Here is a 17396-nt window from a genome sequence, read left to right as displayed (position 1 = left end):
AGGAATTAAAAATTGATATAACGTATTAAGCGAGCCGGGGCGGTTGCCAGATCGAAATGCTCTGCTCCCTGATGGCCGGAACGGGTGTTTGGGCATAAGTTCGGGAAACAGGCTGAACAAAGATGGTGATAAAAGAAAGCTGTGGCGTCAGCGTTCTGACGGTTGAACAGCAGGCACAGGTGCAAAACGGCGGACAGCTTTCCTGCCCGGCCTTTTCGTCTGCGGTATGGCTTTTTTGAATGGAGGTATAAGACTTGCCCATATCTGCAAAATCATCCCTGTCCCGGCATGGTAGCACGGCCAGGATGATCATGTATATGCTGAATAGGAGAGCCAGATACTTCATTCGGTAGCAAAAGTATTATTAAAACGGATTATAGCAAGAATTAGTGTTATTTATGACGGGAGATTTGCAGTGATAACAACAGGCTGGTAGTAATCCAGTAAACTGTTGTTACCTATACTTTACATATTGCACTCTATATAAGAAACATTTCGATACTTAATACCTTCTATAGCAATCTATAGCAATGCTCGGATTTATCAATCTAAATTGATTTTAGAAAATTAGTTAAGCCTACCAGCGTTCGACCTTTTCACTATATTTAACTAAATATGCTCTTGCCCTAAAACTCATCAAAACACTTGTAATCTATTTGGCACTTATATGTGAATGGCAATAAGATTTAAAAATGCGCAGCGTCCTTCTTAAACAAGATAATTTTAGTTGTATAAGAAATAACCAAACAGGACTCAAAATCTAACTTGGTTTATGAGAATTGTAAATTCCAGAGCATATAAGATAGGAAAGTAACAAGAGGCCCATGATTTTCATCAGAGGCCTCTTTTATATCCCCAATCGAACTAAAATCGAACCAATTAGAGGAAGACTTAAACGTATAGCCTGTAAATTCAGAATATTACACCCTTAGATTTTAACAGTTGAAGCACTGATTGTAAGCTAAACTAACGTACTTAATTTTTAGTCCCTTTTATAAAAATTTATCTGATAAATAAACATTCATCAATCTCAATTATATAATCCGTTTAACTCCCGGCAGCAATAGAATTAAGGTTGCCAGTAAAAAGCTGCAGATAAGCCCCAGCGGGGCAACGAACAGCAGTTTTATGGCTGGATCAACAGTCCAGCTGCGAAAGGTAAGTGATAAGGCGATGAGGGTAAGCGGATGAAAAATGTAAACGGCAAATGCATGCCGTGAAAAATAGCGTAGCATTAAAGATGCCGCATTCCAATGCCGCTTACCTATGGCGAGAAATGCGGTGATAATAGCCAAGCCTATACATTGCTCCCAAACGGCATATAACAGGGATAGCCCATTAAATCCTCCCGAGTACCATTCAACCGGCATATGGAGCTTTATTCTGATCAGGTAAAATAATGGAAAAAATAAAAGCAGCAAAAGTGCAATGCTGAACACTTGCTTGCCCGTCCGGTAGGAGAGCTTCTCCAGCCAGTTATTTTTGGCAGCCAGTAAGCCAGCTACGAACAAGGTTAAGTATTGTGTAAAGTGTCCTAATTGAAATCCTAATGGTTTAAGTACCCAGCCCACCGGGAACATAATCCTGACAATGAAGCTGGTTAAGCCAATCAATAATGCAGTTAATAAAATAGTTTTTGTTCCTGGCACGGATAGAGATTCTTGTGTACATGTGCTGAGAACTTTCCGGCCAAACACATAAATGAGCGTAAACAATAACAAGGCAGCCACAAACCATAACACGCCGAAATCCACCCAATTATCGAAACCGCTCAGATATTGCAAGTAGCTTACCCGGTGCCTCTTGCCATACCGGTATATTAGAAAGCTAAGGAAAGGGGAAAAAACAAAGGAGTAGAACAACAGCGGAATGCCAAGCCGTACCAGCCTCTCCGTTATAAACTGCCTTAGCCCCTTCCTGTGAAAGGACGAGTAAGTAAAAAAGCCAGCCAATAGGAAAAAGAAACCCATGAAAAAAGACTGGTTAACACTCACAAAGATCGTCATTGGAATCAGTGCTTCCATGCGGGATGTCGCCTCCTTGTAATACCATCCGCCAGAAGCACCATAAGTAATAAAGGCATGATGCAAAATTACGAGTAAGGTTAGGACAACCCTGATGTTGTCAATGTAAAACAACTTTTCAGATTTACGCGGTGTTGCGGTTAAAGGTTGAATGGACACTTGCATAGTTCGGTATTTATAACTCTCCTGATGTTTTCTGACAGAGACTCTTGCCTCGCTTTCAGAAACCCATGGCAAACCTACTAAGCTAAAAAAGGTAAAAAAAGCCCTTTGTGACCAATAGCAAGGCTTTGTGATGAGCAACAATTAGACAGTGGCGGTACCCGTTAAATGTTCATAGTGGTTATTAAACATTTCTAACTGCGTTCGGGAAACCAGTACGTTTTGTTCAGTCAGGTTAAGCGTAAGTGTGTACCCCTGCGCATTTCCTGAGACCTTTTTGATCTGCTGTAAATTGACCAGGTAAGCTCGGTGACACCTAAACAAAAATGGGTAATCAGTAAGTTGTACTTCGAATTGTTTAAGAGATATCCTTTTTAAAGTGGTGCTCACTCGGTTGTTTATACCAAGTGTAACCTCAATGTAATTACCCTCTGCTTTGGCAAATAGCAGATGAGCCGGGTTGAAGGAAAAATCATCCTGCTGTACCTGGGTTTTGATAAACACCTCTGTATTAGTGCTGGCTAAATTCTCGAGATGTAATTCTGAATCAGTAAGAATTGCCTGCGTTACATCCGGCGATTTTGTTGATCGGAAATATGCACCTGCAAAGAGCAAAATAAAATAGAAAAGAATACCCGCGAGATAACAGTTGAGGATTTCTTCAGCCAGATAATGCCATGACCAGTTGTCCGGATTGTTATAAATAAAGCTTCGGAGTAAAAAGCTCGCGATCCCTGTTAAGAAGAAAACAATAGTGAGATGCGCATACTCTCTTAATAAGGTCCAGCTTTTAAGCCCGGAGGTATGTTCGTATACATAGCCCAAACAATAGAAGTAGGCATAGATAATGACCGCTGGAGAAAGGGCGTGCAGGAAGCAGATCAGGACGTAATTCACCCGGTACTCCGGCGCATATGTACCAAAAGGTTTAAACAGCAATAAGAAAACGAAAAGCAGGACAAACTGAATAGATACCGTCTTCAATAGAACGCTTCGTTGATACCTTAGTGGGTATTCAGTTGCCTTAAAGAAATATTTTTCTACTAATGAAGTCTGCATGGCTAAGCTTACAAAAACTATAAGTTTCAAAATCAGAATAAAGTATGTCTTAATTTAACAGGTTCCTGGTTAAATGCTTTTTAATGTTGAAAATAATTGATTAAAAAGCTTGTAACGAAATCATTCTATTTTACTGGTTGTCACAGCATGACTAAAATTAAGTTATAGTAACGAAACCTTTAATATTTAAAGTAAAATATACGTAATTTCTACAAGCATCTTCCTTTTGGAGAGGCAACTAACGTGCATTGAAAATCATTTTAGGACTGATCCTAGCTAAAAACTATAGTTTAAATCGGTTGATCCGGCTATGCTTTAAGGTTTGATAATCTTTTCGGTAAGACAACAGAATTCGAACCAAAAACACCTGTTGTTTACTTAAATTTCAAAGATAAGGAAACTTAAAAATAAAAAAGCGCCTTTCCGATTAAGAAAGGCGCCTGGGTAGCGGGAGCAGGACTCATAAGTTCCGTTTTTTATTGGAAAGAAGCAAGTATGAAACTAATGATGTTACTACCAACAAAATGCCTATTATGAGGTAAGCCCTATTGTTTGTAATTGCATGCATGCGCCTATCTCCAGTGTACATCGTAATAGCCAACATGCCTACAACCAACCCTATCGAACAACATATTTTTGCAAATTTCATAAAATAGTAGTTGTGCATTTTGGCAATAAAAAAGCCCCTGATTTTCATCAGAGGCTTCTTGGGTAGCGGGAGCAGGACTATATTTTACTTTCACGAAACAATTTCTTATGTTTGTTTACGGGCATAAGTGACTGATAATCAGTTAAAAATAAGAGAAACAGCTTTTCTCTATTTTCCCATAAATAAATTAGAAAGAAAGTTTTTGCACCGCAACGTTTACGGATCGATGGGAATCAGAAGAAGATTTGGAAGGTTTTATTTAGACTCAAAACCTGACCTTTTAGGACAACTGCCGCTGATGTATGAATATACTTACGGAGGCTATTATGATGAGAACGGCAAGCATGTTCGTTACCGGATACGACACTACACCGGCTTTAAAATACCTGGCAAAAAAATCACCACCAAGAAGGGGACAAAGTTTGCCTACTGGGATGATTTACAACAGTACGCCAAAGGCTTTATAGATGCCGAGGAAATCAATGGCTATGTTATGGCACTTATCAACCGGGTATCTAAATATGTTCGTCACAAAAAAGAGAATTTCGAGCCCGTTGATATCTCGGAAGTGAAGCGGCTTATCACCGTCAACCATTCGGTAAGCCATGAGAACGTGGTGAGTTACTGTGAAGCTTATCTTAACCGGTATAATAAGCCAGGGCAGGAAAGCACCAAGCGCAATTTGAATACAATGGTTTCTTCCCTGAAAGAATACACCGAAAACAGGCCTCCGCTTTTGGCGAATGTGGGCAAAGAGTTTCTGGAGAATTTCATTTCCTATCTTATCATCACCAAAAAGAATAACAATACGACCGTTGAGAAAAAGTTGTCGATGCTGCAGCAGATATTGCGTGAGGCCTATAAGCAGGGATTGCTCACCAACAAGAGTGCATTAGAGGAAGTAAAAATATCACGTGGCAGCACAGATATTATCTTCCTAAAAGAAGATGAATTGCAACACCTTGAGTCATTTAAACCTAAAAGCGAACGGCTAGAAAAAGTCAAAGATGTATTTCTCTTTGGATGTTATACAGGTTTAAGGTACAGTGATTTGGAGCAGCTCAATCAGGCACATTATTCGAAGAAGAAATTAAAGGGCGAGCAGTACCACATTTTAAGCTTTGTCATTAAAAAGACGAGGAGAACCCATGAAATAGCACTGCCCCCAAAAGCAGTTACCATCGTCAATAAGTATTGGGACAAACAGGAAAACAAAAGATTGCTGCCAGTTCCAACGAACCAAAAAATTAATGATTATATAAAAGAACTCTGCGAAGACGCCGATATTGACACCGAAATTGAAATTACGGCCCAATTTGGTAGCGAAGTCCGGACGGAGATCAAAAAGAAGTTTGAAATTATTTCCTGTCATTCTGCACGGCATACCTAGGCTATACTGAGTTTGGAACATGGGATGCGGCCAGAGGTCCTGCAACGTAATCTGGGACATTCGAAACTATCACAAACTATGGAGTATGTGACGATCTTAGATAATGTTCGTCATTTTGAAACGCTTAAGGCTTTCGCCGTTTAAATTATAATGCATTTAGATCGTTACTACACGGTAACTGAAGATTATCAGGAATATGAATTCTTCAGCGAGGGACCGAAAGGCAGAATAAAGAAATCCGTAAGGTTTATTAAGATTAACGATGATCCTATTGTTTACAATCTCGCTTTTGGTGACGTTGATCCGGCTACAGGAAAAGTAAGTGATTTGACCACAACAGATAATAAAGACAGAGAAAAGGTGCTAGCTACTGTAGCGGGTACAATCCATACGTTCTGTAATCATTATGGCAATCATTATATCTATGCAGAGGGCAGCACATCAGCAAGGACGAGACTATATCAAATGAGCATAGCGAGATTATGGGATGATATTAGCAAAGATTTTGTTGTATATGGAATTAAAAATGGGTTGCCTTACGAATTCGAACTTAACGTGAATTATGAAGGGTTCTTGGTGAAACGGCGATGAAAACGTATATTTGATATAAAGGAGGTGTTAATATGGCAGCAATTAAAAAAGAAGAGAAAAAAGGATATCAGGATACGGTTATAGTTGGCCGTATTGAAAGTCATGCAAATGATCCCTTCTTTGTTGAAAAAGCTGAAAAGGCCAAAGAAGCGATAAAGAAGATTACATTTCCGGAACAGTTGAAGAAATAATTAATTGTTCTGTTATATCAATGAAAGGCTGAAAAATTCAGCCTTTTTCTTTTTTAAGATTAATCCACAATAGGGCGCAGGCTGAATAGTTGTTTATCAACAGTGAATGCTTGTATAGTATATCAATGTTTTATGTCAGCAGAAAAAAAAACTAAACACAAGATTCTGCTCCAGGCAGATGAGATTAGGATAGATTCAAACAGTTATGCCAATGACCCTTTCTTTGTTAAAAAGGCGGAAAAAGCAAAAGAGTTCCTAAGGCTGCATCCAATCCCGGAGCACATTTTGAGAGCACGGGAAGATTAATAAAAGAGATCAGCGGAAAATTGTGTATTGCTCTCGGGAAAAAGGATTAAAAACCAATATTAGTCTCTTAGAATAGTGATCTATTTCTAAGACAAATACTAATTTTTCTTAGAACATTCTAAGAATCTCCCAAAAACATTGCGTTTACTATTTGAAATAGTATCATCAATACCCCTGCTTTTCAAGGTCATTTTTATTTGACTCAGATTCGGAAAACTTTGATCTGTCATTTCAAAAGCCTATCTAAAAGCCTCCAAATGTATTATAAGACCCACTTTTTATTTGACTGGTCTTATAGCACGAAACAAATTCTTATCTTGTTATGGTATATGCCTACTCTATGGATAAAAAGGATTTCAATGATGTTGCTCTCTTTGATAAAATCAAATCCACTCACCTTTATTTTTATCAGATTGCATACCAGGAACAAAAGCCTATCAGATCAGCCTTACACTGGGATGTTCCGAAAGATTTTAACTATGCTCTTCAAAACCATTATTGTGTAACACTAATTGAATGCCCCTTTACTTTCAACTTTGAAGCACTGCTCAATCATTTTGCCTGGTGCTGCCGTTTCATGTTCTTTAACTTTTCTGAGACTACTATCCAGTTTGATATTCTCAAACGATTAAGAGAGAAGGCAATCTCACGGGAAGAAACATTGATACTGCTGAAAATATTAGAGGAAAACCCCGAGCCTTACGCTTACCCATTAGACGCTTACGAAGGAGAAACAAAGTTCGCGCTGATTAAAAGGCATACTATGGACAAGAAGGGAAACTCGAGAGAGTTTCTGAGTAGGGATAAACACTTCAGAAAAGTATTAAATGAAACCTTAAGGAGCCTTCACGCAAATATAAATCAGAATCAAAACGACACTGTAATTAATACTCGTAAGTACGAGCCTTCTATTTACGGTTATCTGCGGTTTAGTGATGTGCTGACTATCGAACAGCAGGAAAAGGTAATCGAGTTTTTATTTGAAATCTTGAAAGATTTGTTCAAAGCCGAATATAGCTACAAAGAGTTCTACCAATTATTTAATAACGAAACCAGTAAGCCCGTTGAATTAGATATTTCAAAAGAAAATAAAAGCTTTCTAGATGCACAAAAGCTGCACCTGCTTTTTCGTAAGTTAAAGGATAGGATACTGGTGGCATCCTGGGATATTATCCGTCAAAAAATCATTGTCTATAACCAAACCGGTGACGTGGTTACATCAGTTTACCAGCTTAGCAGTAGTAAAATTTCTTCTGATAAATTAAGACAGGTAAACAGATTACTACAACCAGTTCTAAACTTGTTGCCAGAGCAGCCCTGATTAAAGTAAACAGGCGTAATTAAATAAAAATTTCTTTCCAGTATTGCTTCCGGTTTCCATTAATCGCCCTTTTAGTGGAACAACCTTGCTTTTCCTTTGCCCAAAACGAAAAGTATGGAACAACAAATTCAATTCGTAGGCTTTTCCTACCAGGAAGCAGAAAAATTCCTAAAATCCATTGTCACTCGCTGTATTGAAGAGCAACAGTCCCGCCAGCGGGGACAACCTGCAGAAGCGCCTTTAACACCTTTACAGGCGAGCCAGGTACTAAAAGTATCCTTGCCTACCCTGCGCAGGTATGTGCAACTGGGTTTAGTACGCAGGCATGATCTGGGGCCACGCCGTAAAGTATTCTACCTGTCCGAACTGGAGGCGGATGTAAAAAAGGTTCAGGCTTCCATCTTAACCTTTAGGTAACATATGGAAAGTGCAGATCAATATATCCGAATCGGTACCAGCTATTACAAGATGGTGAAAAAGCCGCTGGCCTCCGGTGACTTCATGGTCATGCTACTGCCCTGGTCGGTGGAATGCATCAAGCAGGATCATGGCAAGTCCTTTTTGTCCGGCATTTCCAAGTTTGATGGTTTCTGCTTTGTACCCAGTCACCTCAGCTACCAGCGGATCATTGGCAACTTCTACAACCGCTATTACCCGTTCATGCATCAGCCGAAAGAAGGCAAACCGGATAGGACACTGGCTTACCTGGCGCACATCTTTGGCGAGCAACTGGAATATGGACTGGACTATCTGAAAATCTTGCTGGAAATGCCCATGCAGATGCTGCCCATTTTGTGCCTGGTTAGTGCGGAGCGGAACACCGGCAAGACGACTTTTCTAAACCTGTTAAAAGCGGTATTCGGAGACAATATGACCATCAATACCAATGAGGATTTCCGGTCAAACTTCAATGCGGAATGGGCGCATAAAGTTATCATCGGCGTAGACGAAACGTTCTTGGAACGAAGAGAAGACTCCGAACGGTTAAAGAACCTCAGTACCGCCAGCTTTTACAAGGCAGAGGCCAAGGGCCAGGACCGGCAGGAAATCGAGTTCTTTGGTAAATTCATTTTGTGCAGCAACAACGAAGACAACTTTGTGCTGGTTGACCCCGGTGAGACCCGTTACTGGGTACGTAAAGTGCCAGTGCTTCAAACGGATAATCAGGGCTTACTTTCCGAGTTGAAAAAGGAAATACCTTTTCTCATTCACTACTTGGTCAGCCGCAAGCTGAGCACCACCAAGCAAAGCCGGATGTGGTTTACGCCGCAGCAGATTGCCACACCTGCCCTCAAGAAAGTCATCCGCCAGAACCGGAATAAACTGGAGGTCGAGATTGCAGGCATCATGCTCGCTATCATCGATGATAAAGATTTATCCGAACTCCGGTTCTGCGTAGGTGACGTGCAGGACTGGCTCAACCGGAAAGGCTTTCGCAACCATGATACGGCAGCCATCCGCAGGGTATTGCAAAACGTCTGGAACCTTAGGCCTGCCCCTAACTCCAATGCTTACAGTCAGTACCGGTTAGCCAGTGACGGCAGTATTTACGAGGCCGCACAAAAAGGCCGGTATTATACGCTGGATGCGGAAACCATTTTAAAGTTCAATGATACCGGATGATTTGATGACAAGCAGTATATCTGATTGTTAATCAATAAAATAAGATCATCAAAAGCGCATCAAAGCATCATCATTGGTAAGCTGCCGATGAAAATGAAAAGCAGCAGAAATGTGTTGATGAGCCTTTTAATGAAAGATTGATGATAATCTAAATAGCTGACAAACAATACAATAACTATTGCTCGCATCAGATCATCAGAAAATTAGCCCCATAGCGTATGAAAACCCTGAACTGTAATGAAGCCAGGCAAATCTCTATTGTCGATTACCTGGCAAAACTCGATATCAAACCGCAAAGCATCAAAGGTGACAATTATTGGTATTTATCACCCTTAAGAACAGAAAAGACACCCTCTTTTAAAGTCAATAACCGATTAAACATGTGGTACGACCACGGCACCAGCGAAGGTGGTAACTTCATTGATATAGCCATACGGCTACATAGCTGTACCGTCGAAGAGCTACTGGCCAGGTTGAGCAGTGACACTATGCCGCTTCCTTTTCATCGGCCATTAGCTGTTGAAGCACTTACGAATAGTCAGGCGCTCATAAAGGAAGAACCCAAACTGGTCATTGAATCCGTTCAGCCGCTGGAAAGTGCGGAGCTGATGCACTACCTGGCACAGCGTAGTATCAGTGCAGCCATAGCTACTTCTTATTGCAAGGAAGTCAGTTTCACCATAAACCACAACACTTATTCAGCGGTAGGCTTTGCCAACCGTTCAGGCGGGTACGAGCTGCGCAATAGCTGGTTCAAAGGTTCATCCTCTCCCAAGGACATTACCTTCCTAAATAACGGCTCCAAGTCGGTTTGCGTGCTGGAAGGGTTCATTGACTTTTTATCCTTATTAGAACTGGGCAGGCGGGACGAAGCTTATGTGAATTTTCTCGTGCTCAACTCCGTGGTCCTGGCACAAAAAAGCATCCCCTTGCTCAGGCAGCATGAAAATATTTTTCTACTACTGGACCGGGACGAAGCGGGAAAGGCAGCAACCCAGAAGCTGGAGCAGGCAGACATTAACACCATTGATGCCAGTCCGTTTTATGGCGGCTATAATGACTTGAACGAGTACCTGTTGCGCAGTCCGCAGCAGAGGCAGCAGCCCCGGCAAAGCCGTGGTCCGCGCAGGTAAAATCTATATCTCTGTATCAGCATGCGGGTCAGGGGAAGGCTTTGCCTTCCGTAAGGAGCAAGTTTGTGTTTTGGTTCCACCAAAACCTCCGCGAGGGGCTTCGCCCCGCGGCAAACTTGCCTTTTGCTCCCGCTGGTCTCAAAGGGAAAAAACAGCAATGACAACCCATATAATAACATCAGCAAAGTGAGGAGGACAACATGGAATCAGCACCAGAACCACAAGGACATCACCCCATCAGAAATACAGGCGGCAGACCGAAATCCCGGATCAAAAAGGACGATAACATCAAGGTCAGGGTCTCAGCCACGCAGCGGCTCCGGATAGCAGCGAAAGCCGAAAAGGCAGGCCTGAGCCTGAGTGAGTTCTTCAGGCAGGCGGCACTCAAAGCGGTCGTCAGACCCAGGATGAGTAAGGAAGAGGCAGCTCATTACCGGACGTTCGCAGGGGCTGCCAACAACTTCAATCAGTTCGTTAAGATGGCGCACCAAGCGGGCATCTTAACAATGACCAAGAAGGGATGGGAACTGCTACACGAGATTGAGAACATACTCAAACGCATCAAAGGCGATGATCGGGAAAGTTAAGACCGGCCGAAGCTTTGGCGGCTGCATTGGCTATGTAATCAGCAAGCACCAGGCGCAGATCCTGGAAGCGGTTGGGGTCCGGACTACCAACCGGCAGGACATCACGGATGATTTTAATGCCCAGCGTAAACTCAACCCTGCGCTGGGTCAGGCCGTCGGCCATATTGCCCTCAGCTGGAGCGTCCATGACAGAAGCAAGCTCACACCGGAGCTGATGATCGAAAGAGCTAAAGAGTACCTGGACAAGATGCAGATATGGGAAACGCAATACCTGATCGTACAGCATCAGGACAAGGAGCATCCGCATATCCATATCATTTATAACCGTGTGGACAACGAAGGCAGCACCATCTCCGATCGTTTTCAAAAGCAACGTAACGCCAAGGTTTGTAAGGAGCTGACGCTGAAGCACGGCTACCACATGGGAAGGGGTAAAGTGCAGGTCAACAGACAACGCCTAACCGGAGATGATAAAATCCGGTATGAACTGTATGATGCACTCACCAAGGCTGCCAAGCAGGCAACATGCTGGACGCAATTAGAGTGGCTGTTAGGTAAGTAGGGCATTGCCATTCACTACAAGTACCGAAGTGGCACAAACGAGGTACAAGGTGTTAGCTTCAGTAAGGATGGGTTGCAGTTTAAAGGCTCGAAGATTGATCGTTGTTTAAGCTTTGGCCATCTCAATAAGCAAATGGAAGATAACCAGATGCGGATGCTTGCAGCACCCCATGAAGGGGAGTTATCGTCTGTAGAACTGGTGGCAAAGCTTAAAGAGATTACAGGCCAGTCTATGCCAGTAGCAAAGCATCAGCCGGAGGAATCAGCATCGCTATTAGGCGGATTACTAGATGTCGCGCAGCATGGCTTTGCTGGCACACCGGCAGGGCCGAATGAGGAAGAATACAAGAGAAAGAAACGCAATTACATAAGGAGGTAAGTACATGAAGCAACTAGAAGAACGCCTGGACGGCATAGAAGAAGTGCTACAGATCTTTATAGATAAGCTTAATCCGATAGCAGCGGCAATTAGTGAGATGCAGTCAGCACCAGCGGTAGATTATATGCCGCAGTTTGATGAGCTTAAAACCTTATTAACCGAGCTTGTAGAATATCATAAAGACAATAAAGCAGATCATCAAAAGATATTGCAGCAGCTGGAACAGGCGAAACAAGTGCCACAGCCGATAACCAAACAATACCGCTTGCTGCTGTTTCCTGAGCACAATACAGAGTATTATTACAAGTTAACCTTTGGCAAGTTACTGCCCTGGGCAGCAGGCATCATTGCTGTCATAACTTTGGGTTCCTTAGGTAAGCAGTGGGTGAATGCCTGGCAGCAGGTTAAGGAGCAGGAAATAGAGACCAATATCAGCGCCAGAGCCTGGGATGATTTGTATAAGCATGCTAATAGCAGAGATAAACGCATACTGGAGCAGTACTGGCAGCGACATGTTCAGGGGAAATAAAACTAAGCTTTAATGGCAAAGCCAGCGGCTACAGCAGGTTGCTGCATTGCACCACGCGCTTTGCGTCGGGTTCCATTGCGCAGCCCGCCTCGCCGCCACACGCAGGCAAGTATTCGTCCCTCATACACGCCTGCCTTGCCTATAAATTAGAGAAAGAAGGTCACAGCACCGCCATCACAAAGGTAGCTACGCAGGAAAACCGTCAAGGGTATATAAACAACGGCTATCGCCGTTGCCCTTGACAGTTTATCTGCTTTTAGCTCCGGCTGTTTAAGCGATGCAATGACCACCAATGTTTGTATCCTATCCTAAGGGTATTATTAATAAATAAAGATGAACTAATTTCTTAGGTAACGTTTTCGCTATCCTTTAATTGGGAATATGAATTTCCATAAATTGCGGTATGAGAAGCATTATGTTAATGATTATCGGGCTATTCCTATTCTACCCATTTGCGAAGGCTCAGCAAAATCCTGCATCAATTTTGAAACGAGCTGTCGAAGTTGGAGAAAAGCCTCGCTTCATCAGCTATACTGCTACTACTGTAAACAAAAACATATTTAGTAATAACGATACCGCTGTTACCCGAATCAATGAAACTTTAAGCAGAAACGCTCAGCAAAAGATTGTAGCGCAAAACACGACCAATGCTGATCGTTTTGGACATCCGGTTTTTCGCGAAGTGTTCATTCACGACACGCTTTACACGCTTGATTTTAAAGATAGTGTTTACTCATTCCAAGTACACCCAAAAACAGTAACAGGCACCCTAGCCGATTATCTGGAACAACTTAAGTCTGTGCTTTCCAAAAATCATGTGGTTCATCAACGGCCTGATACTATAATTGAACATAAGCTTTGCTACAGTTTGTTTGTCAAAAGTTATGATACGGTTGAGAACAACAACCACGATTTTACTCATCTTTACTTCTACCTTGATAAAAAAACACTGTTGCCGGTTTATACCAAAGAGCTGGGTGCAGGTAGTGCCAGCAAGGGGGGTTACAGCCTTGGCAGGGTCAATGTCTTCAATGAACGGCGTTTCGCAAATTTCAAAATCGGCCAAGACCCTAACGCTGCTATATTTAAATTTGATAAGGTTGGTTTTGACGTGGAGAATAAGCATATGCTTGAAAATGGAAGCGTCGCTCCTTTGATCCAAGTATCTAATTTGACCGGTAAAAAACTTTCACCTGAAGAATTCAAAAACAAAATATTACTGATAGAATTCGGCTCCACCACTTGCGGCGCTAATCCTTTGGCTATTCCCATGTTAAACAGACTGGCTGAAAAGCACAAAGCATCTGAAGTTACAATTCTTAGTATTTATTCCGACGAAACGATTAAGCAGATCAGGGATTACGTAGACGCCAATAGCATTAAGTTTCCAATTTATAAAGGAAGCATTAAGCTCAAAAAGGGCTTTAAAACCGTCGGTACACCTAATTTCTACTTGATTGATAAAAATGGGATTATTGTAATGGCATTTGACGGTTACAGCAATAAAATGGAACAGGAACTGATATTGAGGATTGACAAACTTAAAGGCAACTAATAAGATTTCTGCAAAGCCAAATTACACGCATATAAACCTAATTTTGACTTCTGTTTTTCAGAAGCTCTACCTTTTCACGTTCGCTGGCCAACAATTGCTCATAAAGTTTTTTATTTTCTTCATAGACTTCAATCAACTTGTCGATAGGATTGAAAGTAGGATTATAATTGACAGCATTTAACATTGAAGTATCGTTAAACGTGTTTGAAATGATATTTACAGCCTTTTCTTCGTCAAAGTTTTTAATTGCTTCCACGGGTACTTTAAGTATAGCAGCTACCTGACCCAATATATCTTCTTCAATAATTTCTTTTGCTTCCAACAGAGATACTCTTTTTTGACTCCAATCATTACCTAATGCTAAAGCAAGCGCCTCTTGTTTCAAGCCAAGCATCTCGCGAAAACGTTTCACATTGCGGCCCTGATGAATATTTTTCGGTGTATCGGTAGCTGTACTCATGGCAAAAACGGTTGATTAAACAAATGTATGAAAATTTGAAGCTTTAAGTTACTCGTTTCTGGTAGGTTACACAAGGATAATTTATACGGCTGCATGACTTTATTAGAAAGCTGTAGAATAGGTTAGAAAGGTGCTCATGCAGTCATTTGTCTTGCTGGCAACAATGCGGCATATAGATTATGTATTTAGGTAACATAGCACCTTGGGAACAGTACCCCAAACATCTACGTTTCAGCGAGATTATAAATCCCTTAAAGGTCATCACCGATTTTTTCAGTTCGGGATGGCCAAGCGATCACCGTCAAGATTTAAAGGAATGGCGATACTATGTTTTAAATGCCAAGTTTTACAAAGACCGGCATGGTCCCGGTCATGTGCTGTTTATCTATGACCAAACCTTACAGCTGATTGAAGCAATGCACCTGTTATTACTTAAAAACAAGGATAGGTGGCCACGATTGCAAGATGTTACTGAAGAGCAGATAGAGCAGGAAATGAAGGACTGGATTTATTTTCCTAAGAACCTTTCTGCAAAAGAACTAGCTAACCCCTACGAAGCAGTAAAGAAGTGTTTCAAGAAGACCAGCCCGCAGGAGTACCGGGACTATCTGAAGGAATGGTTGAATGCGGCTTTGTACAAGAGTGCTGCTGATGAAACCCTAATGGCTGGTGAGATCATTGACGTGTATGATAATATCCGCAAGCTATATTCCGCCGCTTGGCTTATTCACCAGCGCGAGACCAGTAATACTTTTACGCATAAATCTTGGGGTCGGGACAAACTTGGCTCAAAGTCACCGGAAACAATTGTGAGCGAAGAGTTATCATCCTTGAAAGACCTGAATCCTGAATTAACCACAACTGAAAAGCTTGGCATGGAGGAGGTGAAAAAGGTTATTGTTGACCGAGTGCCTTCTGTGAGTATGATCTACTTGATGGGTACACATCCTAATCCTTTTACCTATTACGTATTGGTACTTGTAGAGGATAAAGAAAAAACGCCGGAACACGAGATTGCTAACAAAATAGAAGATAACTGCAGGTATCTAGCATTGGTTTTTGCCATCGTGCATAAGCTCGCTAGTGCCAAAGAAGCGTTAGCAAAGAACAAACGATTTTGGCACAACACCCTTTACAAAAGCATCAATATTTATAAGGCACCTAATGTCGAACTTACAGGTGCACATGCCATAGATGACAAAGTATGGCTGGAAAGAGCCCAACATGATTGGAACAGATGGGGCCTTCAGGGAAAAGAGTTTTTGAAAGGCGCAATCCGGTACATGGAAGATGGCAACTATAATTTGGCGTTATTTTCTTTACATCAAGCCGCTGAAAGTAGTTTAATAGCCATTATTAGGGCTGTTCTCGGCTATCGCTTATCCGTACATAATCTATCAAGAAAGATCAGGATAACATTGTTATTTACTGAGGAGATCAAGGCAGTGTTAGCGTTAGAAACACCTCAAGGTGTACTATTATTCAATTTGCTCCAAACCGCTTACTCAGAAGCAAGGTATAAAAGCGACTTTAAACCGGATGATGAGTCGGTAACGCTTTTGAAAGAAAGGGTAAGCTTGCTTTTACGAAAGATTGCGCAGGTGTATCTGCAATTCATTAAAGGTAAGGAAAGCGCTGCTCACCAGCCATTATAAGAAAAGGCAGGCGGTAGTAATTTTTTCATGCCGCCTTGCCTGTTAACATGAATTAAATTCTAAATTGAGTTAACATGTGAATGTTGATTTTCTGATCAATTCAACATGAATTGATAAAATATTACTCAATAATGGCCTAAACGCGTTACTTATAACTCAAGCTGAGCCACTACAATTGACTAATAGATTATCATACTCTTTCCTTAACAAAAGACGAGACTGTTAACCGATGTACACCGAGTATTCGACCTATTGCACTATAAGAAACTTTCCTCTCCAATAATTCCTTGATTCGCTTCTCTTGTCCTGTGAGCTTCGTTTTAGAAGATTTGCGCCCTTTAGGGCGACCTAATATAATACCTTCAGCTTTTTTACGTGCTAAGGCCTCCTTAGTACGTTGCGATATCAAATTGCGTTCAATTTCTGCTGAAAGACCGAAGGCAAAAGCAAGTACCTTCGAGTTTATATCACTTCCTAATCTATAATTATCCTTTATAGTCCAAACTTGAATATCTCTATTCATGCATTCATTAAGCACTCCCATAATCATTAAAAGATTCCTGCCGAGTCGTGAAAGCTCCGAGCATATCAGTATATCCCCTTTTTTCATGCGTTTCAATAATTTACCAAGTTTCCGCTCTTGAACACTTTTCGCACCAGAAATAGTTTCTTCAATCCACCTGTCTACAATTAAGGTATTCTTCTCACAAAAGTTATTAATCTCAAAGCGTTGATTTTCTATTGTCTGTTTATCTGTGCTTACGCGGATGTAGCCGTAGGTCATGATTTATAATGTTAATTTATTTCTATTAAGAACTGTTTAAATTAAACCAAATATGACTAAAATAAACCTATGCAATTTCTGTGGCTATTTTAGGAGCGGTTTTATTAGACATTCAACTGTTAAAATTTCGTTTAGAAATGCTGATAGTTGGATAATTGTATCCCCCATTGAACAACAAATTAGAGCTAAAACAGAGCGATTGAGCGTTCCACTTAAAAACTGGAATGTGAAAATTTATAGAGGTATTCTTACTGGTTACAATGATGCGTTTATCATTGATAGGACCAAGAGGGATGAACTCATTAAGGCTGATCCAAAATCAGCCGAAATAATACGACCCATTTTACGCGGCAGAGACATAAATAAGTACGGATACACTTTCTCAAATTTATGGCTTATAAATACACATAACGGTGTCAAAGAGAAAGGTGTAAAGC

The 17396-nt window shown here is 41.4% G+C and carries 20 protein-coding genes; 15 read left to right on the top strand and 5 right to left on the bottom strand.

What is annotated here, in order from left to right; translation table 11 throughout:
- Window positions 1-25: 25 nt before the first annotated feature.
- From KHS38_RS20795 to KHS38_RS20785, 3 genes are all read right to left on the bottom strand, one after another.
- Complete coding sequence (locus tag KHS38_RS20795) at window positions 26-346, bottom strand: DUF6660 family protein (RefSeq protein ID WP_213490612.1); 321 nt, start codon at window positions 344-346, stop codon at window positions 26-28.
- A 688-nt stretch (window positions 347-1034) separates the two neighbouring features.
- Entirely contained in the window at window positions 1035-2189 is a 1155-nt protein-coding gene (locus KHS38_RS20790; RefSeq protein WP_213490610.1) for an acyltransferase family protein, read from the bottom strand.
- A gap of 141 nt (window positions 2190-2330) precedes the next feature.
- Window positions 2331-3245, bottom strand: coding sequence for a LytTR family DNA-binding domain-containing protein (locus KHS38_RS20785; protein WP_213490608.1), 915 nt, complete (start codon window positions 3243-3245; stop codon window positions 2331-2333).
- Window positions 3246-4120: 875 nt separating this feature from the next.
- On the opposite strand from KHS38_RS20785, the gene KHS38_RS20780 reads away from it, so the two are divergent.
- The 13 genes from KHS38_RS20780 to KHS38_RS20720 all read left to right on the top strand — a co-directional run bounded on the left by KHS38_RS20780 (window position 4121) and on the right by KHS38_RS20720 (window position 14060).
- Window positions 4121-5284, top strand: a complete 1164-nt coding sequence (locus KHS38_RS20780) for a site-specific integrase (RefSeq protein ID WP_213490606.1) — start codon at window positions 4121-4123, stop codon at window positions 5282-5284.
- Window positions 5285-5434: 150 nt separating this feature from the next.
- A complete protein-coding gene (locus KHS38_RS20775; protein WP_213490605.1) occupies window positions 5435-5875 on the top strand; it encodes a DUF6934 family protein in 441 nt (146 codons plus the stop codon).
- A gap of 32 nt (window positions 5876-5907) precedes the next feature.
- The gene (locus KHS38_RS20770) at window positions 5908-6066 is read left to right on the top strand and encodes a hypothetical protein (RefSeq protein ID WP_213490604.1); all 159 of its coding nucleotides are present in this window, start codon (window positions 5908-5910) and stop codon (window positions 6064-6066) included.
- A gap of 132 nt (window positions 6067-6198) precedes the next feature.
- Window positions 6199-6372: a hypothetical protein gene (locus tag KHS38_RS20765; protein WP_213490602.1), complete on the top strand. Its 174-nt coding sequence runs from the start codon at window positions 6199-6201 to the stop codon at window positions 6370-6372.
- 340 nt (window positions 6373-6712) lie between these two features.
- A complete protein-coding gene (locus tag KHS38_RS20760) occupies window positions 6713-7693 on the top strand; it encodes a hypothetical protein (protein WP_213490600.1) in 981 nt (326 codons plus the stop codon).
- Between the two features lie 114 nt (window positions 7694-7807).
- Window positions 7808-8110, top strand: a complete 303-nt coding sequence (locus KHS38_RS20755) for a MerR family transcriptional regulator (protein WP_213490598.1) — start codon at window positions 7808-7810, stop codon at window positions 8108-8110.
- Between the two features lie 3 nt (window positions 8111-8113).
- On the top strand, window positions 8114-9316 hold the full coding sequence (locus KHS38_RS20750) for a primase-helicase family protein (RefSeq protein ID WP_213490596.1): 1203 nt from the start codon (window positions 8114-8116) through the stop codon (window positions 9314-9316).
- Window positions 9317-9534: 218 nt separating this feature from the next.
- Window positions 9535-10449 (top strand): DUF8464 domain-containing protein, encoded by a 915-nt coding sequence (locus tag KHS38_RS20745; RefSeq protein ID WP_213490594.1) that lies wholly within the window; start codon window positions 9535-9537, stop codon window positions 10447-10449.
- Window positions 10450-10649: 200 nt separating this feature from the next.
- Entirely contained in the window at window positions 10650-11036 is a 387-nt protein-coding gene (locus KHS38_RS20740) for a plasmid mobilization protein (protein ID WP_213490592.1), read from the top strand.
- Window positions 11020-11598, top strand: coding sequence for a relaxase/mobilization nuclease domain-containing protein (locus KHS38_RS20735; RefSeq protein WP_213490590.1), 579 nt, complete (start codon window positions 11020-11022; stop codon window positions 11596-11598). Before KHS38_RS20740 ends, KHS38_RS20735 begins: the two co-directional genes overlap by 17 nt.
- A 132-nt stretch (window positions 11599-11730) precedes the next feature.
- A complete protein-coding gene (locus KHS38_RS20730) occupies window positions 11731-11976 on the top strand; it encodes a hypothetical protein (RefSeq protein ID WP_213490588.1) in 246 nt (81 codons plus the stop codon).
- A gap of 4 nt (window positions 11977-11980) precedes the next feature.
- Window positions 11981-12505: a hypothetical protein gene (locus KHS38_RS20725; RefSeq protein WP_213490586.1), complete on the top strand. Its 525-nt coding sequence runs from the start codon at window positions 11981-11983 to the stop codon at window positions 12503-12505.
- A gap of 403 nt (window positions 12506-12908) precedes the next feature.
- Window positions 12909-14060 carry a TlpA family protein disulfide reductase gene (locus tag KHS38_RS20720; protein ID WP_213490584.1) on the top strand — a complete coding sequence of 384 codons (1152 nt, stop codon included), beginning with the start codon at window positions 12909-12911 and terminating at the stop codon, window positions 14058-14060.
- Between the two features lie 37 nt (window positions 14061-14097).
- Here KHS38_RS20720 and KHS38_RS20715 read toward each other — a convergent pair whose 3' ends face one another.
- Complete coding sequence (locus KHS38_RS20715) at window positions 14098-14520, bottom strand: helix-turn-helix transcriptional regulator (protein ID WP_213490582.1); 423 nt, start codon at window positions 14518-14520, stop codon at window positions 14098-14100.
- Between the two features lie 179 nt (window positions 14521-14699).
- Between KHS38_RS20715 and KHS38_RS20710 the strand changes: the two genes are divergently transcribed.
- Entirely contained in the window at window positions 14700-16175 is a 1476-nt protein-coding gene (locus KHS38_RS20710; protein WP_213490580.1) for a HEPN domain-containing protein, read from the top strand.
- A gap of 190 nt (window positions 16176-16365) precedes the next feature.
- On the opposite strand, the gene KHS38_RS20705 is transcribed toward KHS38_RS20710, so the two are convergent.
- Window positions 16366-16959 carry a master DNA invertase Mpi family serine-type recombinase gene (locus tag KHS38_RS20705; protein WP_213490578.1) on the bottom strand — a complete coding sequence of 198 codons (594 nt, stop codon included), beginning with the start codon at window positions 16957-16959 and terminating at the stop codon, window positions 16366-16368.
- 52 nt (window positions 16960-17011) lie between these two features.
- Between KHS38_RS20705 and KHS38_RS20700 the strand changes: the two genes are divergently transcribed.
- Window positions 17012-17396, top strand: a 385-nt coding sequence (locus KHS38_RS20700; protein ID WP_213490576.1) for a hypothetical protein, incomplete at its 3' end; no start/stop codon positions are given.

Source organism: Mucilaginibacter sp. Bleaf8 (genome assembly GCF_018390515.1).
In the GTDB taxonomy this organism is placed as follows: Bacteria; Bacteroidota; Bacteroidia; order Sphingobacteriales; family Sphingobacteriaceae; genus Mucilaginibacter.
This window is presented reverse-complemented; position numbering and strand designations above follow the sequence as displayed.